Origin of the sequence: Haloquadratum walsbyi C23, from assembly GCF_000237865.1 — an archaeon.
Classification (GTDB): Archaea; Halobacteriota; Halobacteria; order Halobacteriales; family Haloferacaceae; genus Haloquadratum; species Haloquadratum walsbyi.
Window position 1 is genome coordinate 1 of record NC_017458.1, and the last position, 6,056, is coordinate 6,056.

Sequence of the window (6,056 nt, forward strand, 5' to 3'; positions counted from 1 at the left end):
CCTGATCAGCAACGCCGGACAACGATTAAGTATCATGCTGGACTCATACCAGACAGGCAAAGAAGTAACTCAGTAATATGAAACAGCCCTTCGAGGAGGAAGGGCACGCCCCAAGAGGAGCGCACCACCGCTCCTCTTGGACTGAACCGACCTTTGGGACGGGTCTTGGTTCAAGTGCTCTTTCTCTTGCTGATTGTAAGTATCCGTCGGAAAAAGCAAATCAGTCGTATACCAGCCGTATAACGTCAGATTGTACAGATAACGACCGTGTTAGTCGTCTTGCGTCAACTTGCGCAAGGTTGCACCGTACTGTGTCAACTTGCACGGTACTGTGTAAGATTGCACGAGTGAGTGCAAATCTGCGAGGGACGTGCGCATGAGTCGAGAAAGTCCGTCTCGACGTGCCGAAAAACGTGCCCAGTACCTCACGGCGACGACCGAGTTAGAATATCGCAAGGCACACGCCCTCGCATTTTGTGAGCAAGGCTGTAACGAACGTACCGTCGCCGAACAAATCGGCTCCACGAAAGGCACCGTCTCAAATTATCTCGATGAGATCGCCGAGCGATACGGTCCCGAGACTGTCGTCTCTGTCGGCGTGGACGAGAAAGAGGACCTCACGCCGGTCGAGGACCAACCGACGAAAGGACCGCTGGAGACCATCGACGCCGGTCGTAAAGTCGTCCTTGAAGGAGAGAGTCGAGGACCGCACACTGTTGAACGATACTTCCGAACATGGGTGCGAGACGGTCGGATTCATCGAGATGCAAAACTCGCACTCTCACTACATGATCACGGCGACGGGGACACACGAGACCGTCTCAGTAATCTCGAATGGGACGCACACCACTGCACATACAACCCCGATTATACTTTTGTGAGTACCGCCGAGAGTCGCGGCTGTTGGACCTTCGATACTGACCCCGTGACTCTCAATGCCATTCGTGAGGTCGTGCATGTCCCGCCTCTCGATACGACGCCTCTTGTCGCCGAGACTCTCCCTCGTCGTGAGGACCTCGACCCATTCGAGTGCATTAATCCCGATTGCTCAGTCAACGAGGCACACTCAGGTCTCGACCTTCGTGCCTATCCGAGTCTCAGTGGTCCGGCGATTGAAATTACTGAGATGACAGACTTCGAGACCGTCTCGCACGTCTGTCTTGAGTGCCGGTCGTTGTTTACACCCGTGCCGGTCGGCGTGCCTGATCAGAAGAACAACGGCGACGACGAGGACGAGGACGACGATAACGTGCTCGTGGAGGCAATGCAATGACCGTCGAGACCGAGACCGAGGACGCCGACGAGATACGCCGACTCATCAAGCCGCAAGACCACGAGTTTACCGCGAATTTCAATTATGATAACGGACTCGACGCATGGCTTGCCTGTGACTCGGTAGTGAAGCAACACGACGGCTCATACGAGACCGAGACCGAGGCTCTCGGCGAAACATGGGACGTTACTCTGTACTATCAAGACTCGTCTATCTTGCCACCTCGTGACGGCACGACGCCCAACGGCACGAAGATCGAGCACGACCAAATCCGTGAGTTTCGCATCCGTGTCGAGGCTCAGGACGAGCTCGGAGAGAAAAAGGCGAACTATCATATCCGTCCCCGCTGGCGTCGTATGCGCGTCGAGACTGACGAGGGAGACCAACACGAGTTATCAATCCCTCGTACTCTTGTGAACGAACACGACGCCATGAACGTCCGCGTCTCAGGGTCTAATATTGACTTTTGTGATTATGGCGACCTACTCATGTGTGCCGCAAGCTCTCTCGGCGTGAGTGCTCACCACTTCCGCGAGTCATATCGACACGAGACCAGCAATGTTCAGGACGCCGCGAAATACGTGCGTGTCCACGAGGACGTATCTGGTCCCGTCCATGCTCGCACTGGTCCCTTAGTCTCACTTGCGCACGTATTGGAGAACGACCGTGAGGGCTATCGGAAACTCGTGCAAAACGACACCAACGAGCGAGGGCGTCAGTTAGCCGGTTATTATCATACCGCCACACTCGGTCCTCAGAGAGTCCGTGAGGTATTCCCTGATCATGCCTTGCCCGTCGAGTGCAAACACTACTACGCTCGCGAGGCGCACTCTCGACCTGACTCTGACGCTCTGGCTCACCCAAAGGTCGAAGTCGCCTATCAGACAAGCCGGACTGACGACACACTGCATCTTACCGACGAGAATCTTGCCCAACTCGACGAAGAACTCACCGAATGGCTGTATGCTATCCTCGCCGACGCCGGTCTCGACCTGAGGGCGAATGAGAACGTCTATGTCGAGGACGAATATTTCTCAGTCGAGAACGCCACGACGACCGCATCCGTTGTCGACCTCGACCTTACCGAAGTCAGACACGAGCAAGAGTCGGTCGTCTACAAGCATCTTGCTGACGGCATGGCACCCACTGATCAGGAATGTCTCAATGTGCTCGTCTCCGACGGTGGTGCCGTGAGTCCTCAGGACCTTGCCGAGTCCACAGGACGACACGAAGATACTGTTTACAATTCCCTTGCGAGAATGAACGACCTCGTGACACACACCTACGGCGAGGTCTCATTGAAGTCCACATATACCAGTGAACTTGTCGCCGACGCACTTGATCAGGCACAACAAGCCGTCGATAACGCCGCTAAAACTGCCGCTGATGCCGTCCACGCCAGTAAACGAGGTCTCGATAATGCCACGAGTGCCTTTGTTGCATGGTGTGAACGATACGGCGTCAACTACAACGACAACGGCGACGGCATGATCATCGACCTCGGTCGCGTCGATAGTATCAAAGAAGTGCGTAATATCTTGCGTAGTGGCTTCGACCGCTGGTGCAAGATGAAACGAGACGCTATCACCTTCAAATCTGCAAAAGTCAAATGGGAACACGAGGACGACGGCAAAGACCTCAATTACTTGCCGTCCTCTCCTACCGTCCGGTCTCACTCTCAACGAGCGTTTACTCTCCTCAAGTGATGCCGTCCTCGTGAGTGGCAACACTCTCGACGACCCTCTTTTTCGACCCTCACGCGACATCTGACCGCCTTCGAGGGTCCCCTTTCGTCGTGATCGGTGTGGTGCGCGTCGAGATCGGCGTCAGTGCTGGTTTGGAATTTGGTGCGACTCACCGGACTCGCTGTTAGGGGTGTGCCTAAGGGCACAACATCAAAACACATACCGTAGTTTTGCTCGCGCAAAAATTTCTACACACAATATCACTCGTGATGTTGTCTCGTTCGGAGCTCCAATTGAGAACGAGACTGCACACTCACAGATTAGACAGATTAGTTGTGCAACTACAATATCCTCTGATAAATTCAAGCTCTTGATATTATCATTGTTAAATCTATTCCTGCAACACTTGCTGATACCGTTCAGACCTGTACGCTATCGGAATATATTGCTGATTAATTAAACTCGTTTATATTCTCATTGATAAAAGTAGGGTCACTCGGGAATCCCTGATTTGCGAGTGGTGGATTTTCTAATTTAAATAGTGTATCTGAGAATAGATCCAAATTTCTCAGACCCTCACGGTTTGTTAGATTCAATGTGAGATTATGAGGAGACTCTCGACGAGAGATATGCCTCTCTCTATGTCGGTAACTCAAATCCAGCGTTAATCAGTGTGATTCAGGGTCGGTATATTCAGGATAGATTAACTCTGTCTCAACGTGCGCGTGTCTGTGGCGCCGTGCTCACAAAACACAAAAATAAATCCTCAGAAAAATGAGTCCACGCTGACGAATTGATGCATATACCCACGGTCGCTGTGCCAGTCCTCGCCGAGCTCGTCGGCGACCTGATCAGCCTCGACTTGCTTGGGCGGTTGATTATCTTGGAGATCGTCGAAGATGTATGTGCCGTCGTTCTCGACTAACGTCTCGTGCGTGTCTTTGTTCAATCGAAACCTATCTTCTTTCTTTGCGAGTCGGACCTCGGTGGGCTCGTCGCCGATCATGCCGTCAGGTCCGAACGACTCACTCGGCGTCCCTCCGAAGTCTTTGATCAATTGTTTCTCAATGTCTGTGTGGTCGAAGTCTGTCATTTGTCTGTTATTTTTTCTGAATAGCGCGTATGTATTATACTGTTCAAGTGGTCGGTGGTCAGTCGTCGGCAGGTTGTTCGGTCGGGTTTGTCGCATCTGTGTACTTACTGACCCATGACTGCGACATATCCACGACCTCAGATACCTCTCGCGTCGAGAGACCGAGGTCTCGTGCTCGCTGGGCATCTGCCTTTTTCTGGTCTCTCTCAACTTCCTCAGGGTCGGGCTCGTCCTCTTGCAGTTCGTCGGCGTCGAAGTGCTCACTGTCGAGTAAATCATCCTTTTTCTCAGTTACCGCCTCAAAATATGGGTCGTCGTGTCTGTCGAGATTTGGAAATGGTATTCTATTTCTCGGTATGTCGTCGTAACTCTCAGTGCGCACGTCGCCTCGGTCGAATGTGCTCGTCACTTTATACGGTCGAAAGTATCCTATGGGTCTCTTGAGTGCCCACAGTCGATAATCTGCAAACCGTCGCATCCGAACATCTGCATCTGACCAATGCGGCAAGGTCGTGATTGTTACAATCCGTTTCTTGCGCATGAGTTGCCACGACCGACCGAGATTCACGTTCTTATTACTCATCGACCGTCGTGAATCTCCAGCACCGGCACCGGCGAGTTCGTCGAGGACAATTACACTCGGTTGATATGCGTCAGGGTGCTCTCGCCAGCGTTCAAGATATTGCTCTCCTGAGAGTGTGAAGTCGTCAGGGTGTAAGTCGTAATCGAACGCTCGTGCACACATCTGTGCTATTGCACACGCTAAGGTCGTCTTACCGACGCCTGTGCTCGCATCCTCGGCGTCAATGATCAGTCGGGCACCACCTTGCCTCGGTCCATGAATGCCATGCATAAGGTCGTTCCAAAAGTCCGTCTCTGAGATGTGCATGATTAGATCAGGTCGGAATAATCGAAGTCTACCGCCTCGTCATCATTCTCATTCAATCCAACGTCGAGACCGAGATCGGCGAGTACGTCATTTGCTTTTGTGAACGCCTCGTCAAATATCCGAGAATCAATCACCGCTGTCGGATGCTGTAATCCATCCTGATCAACGACCTCTCCAACACGGTCGCTAAACCGTCCGTGGTTTTTCTGGACACGTCGCCACTTGCGGTCGAATGTCGCGTTAATCTTCAACAGTTGCCCAAGCCCGTTAATATCAATCTCGTCGCCTTGTACCATGACCTCAGGACCACCACGACCGCCCATTGTTGTCCGTCGTTGCTGTAATTCAATCGTGCCGATATGGTCCGTTGTCCACAGACTCGCATGCTCAGATCGCAGTATGATCGGTCGAATGTCCAGCAAAAACGAGTCGAGGCGAGACTTGAGTAACTCGGCACCGTCGGCATTACTCAAGTTGCCCGTGCGTACCGAGGACCGAATTTCATGTCGTGCAGTGATGTACCCATGTCTCAGATTGAGTATCTCTTTAATCCGCTTTTTCTGCACTACGTTGTCGTCGTCCGTTAGTGAGAGGCTTGTACTGTCGGCGTCGTCTTTCGTGCCCGACATGTCTGCATATCTTTTGTGTATTCATTTGTATGCACGGTTATACCAGATTTATGATGAGTAGCGATATGAGTAAGAATGTGATCACGGCACCACCGGCTATCTGCACTGTTCTGTCCGCTCGGTTAATGTCGTTGTACTGTCCCCTCAGTGGCTCGTCTTTGAGTATATCTGGCTTCGTGTCAGTCTCCTCAGAGGCGTCGTTATCTAACCGTGAGAGTATCTCATCGAGGTCATCCTGTATGTTCTCGACGCTTGCCTCGTCGTCGTCAGTATGATCGAGCCCTCGTCGAACTAACCGACGCATTGCTTCCGCCTCAGAGATATTATGCTCGTCCTGATATTCCTCGACTCGCCTCGCGTCGTCGGCATCGAGTCGTGTCTGATACTGTTGTCTTACCATATCTCTTACCTCTCACTGTATACATATGTATTCAACGATACGACAAACAACGTAAATACTGACTGACCAATTCGATACCTGTCGAAA

6 protein-coding genes are annotated in these 6,056 nt (G+C 52.0%); 2 read left to right on the forward strand and 4 right to left on the reverse strand.

The genetic code is table 11. The features are described 5' to 3' along the window. Nucleotides 1–376 precede the first annotated feature (376 nt). Complete coding sequence (locus tag HQRW_RS14645; protein ID WP_014554945.1) at nucleotides 377–1,273, forward strand: hypothetical protein; 897 nt, start codon at nucleotides 377–379, stop codon at nucleotides 1,271–1,273. Next, on the forward strand, nucleotides 1,270–2,979 hold the full coding sequence (locus HQRW_RS14650) for a DUF7845 domain-containing protein (RefSeq protein ID WP_014554946.1): 1,710 nt from the start codon (nucleotides 1,270–1,272) through the stop codon (nucleotides 2,977–2,979). The genes HQRW_RS14645 and HQRW_RS14650 overlap by 4 nt, the downstream gene beginning before the upstream one ends. 745 nt (nucleotides 2,980–3,724) lie before the next feature. On the opposite strand, the gene HQRW_RS14655 is transcribed toward HQRW_RS14650, so the two are convergent. The 4 genes from HQRW_RS14655 to HQRW_RS14670 are packed head-to-tail and all read right to left on the reverse strand — an operon-like array spanning nucleotide 3,725 to nucleotide 5,969. Beyond that, entirely contained in the window at nucleotides 3,725–4,147 is a 423-nt protein-coding gene (locus HQRW_RS14655; RefSeq protein WP_231852495.1) for a hypothetical protein, read from the reverse strand. Next, entirely contained in the window at nucleotides 4,110–4,940 is an 831-nt protein-coding gene (locus HQRW_RS14660; protein WP_014554948.1) for an ATP-binding protein, read from the reverse strand. Before HQRW_RS14660 ends, HQRW_RS14655 begins: the two co-directional genes overlap by 38 nt. Before the next feature lie 2 nt (nucleotides 4,941–4,942). Then, a complete protein-coding gene (locus HQRW_RS14665; RefSeq protein ID WP_014554949.1) occupies nucleotides 4,943–5,569 on the reverse strand; it encodes a hypothetical protein in 627 nt (208 codons plus the stop codon). Between the two features lie 37 nt (nucleotides 5,570–5,606). Then, on the reverse strand, nucleotides 5,607–5,969 hold the full coding sequence (locus tag HQRW_RS14670) for a hypothetical protein (protein WP_014554950.1): 363 nt from the start codon (nucleotides 5,967–5,969) through the stop codon (nucleotides 5,607–5,609). Between the last annotated feature and the right edge of the window lie 87 nt (nucleotides 5,970–6,056).

Bases quoted from the DNA above. Each gene is read 5' to 3' on its own strand.
- HQRW_RS14645 (WP_014554945.1), top strand. From the start codon at position 377: ATGAGTCGAGAAAGTCCGTCTCGACGTGCCGAAAAACGTGCCCAGTAC.
- HQRW_RS14650 (WP_014554946.1), top strand. From the start codon at position 1,270: ATGACCGTCGAGACCGAGACCGAGGACGCCGACGAGATACGCCGACTC.
- HQRW_RS14670 (WP_014554950.1), bottom strand. From the start codon at position 5,969: ATGGTAAGACAACAGTATCAGACACGACTCGATGCCGACGACGCGAGG.
- HQRW_RS14660 (WP_014554948.1), bottom strand. From the start codon at position 4,940: ATGCACATCTCAGAGACGGACTTTTGGAACGACCTTATGCATGGCATT.
- HQRW_RS14665 (WP_014554949.1), bottom strand. From the start codon at position 5,569: ATGTCGGGCACGAAAGACGACGCCGACAGTACAAGCCTCTCACTAACG.
- HQRW_RS14655 (WP_231852495.1), bottom strand. From the start codon at position 4,147: ATGCGACAAACCCGACCGAACAACCTGCCGACGACTGACCACCGACCA.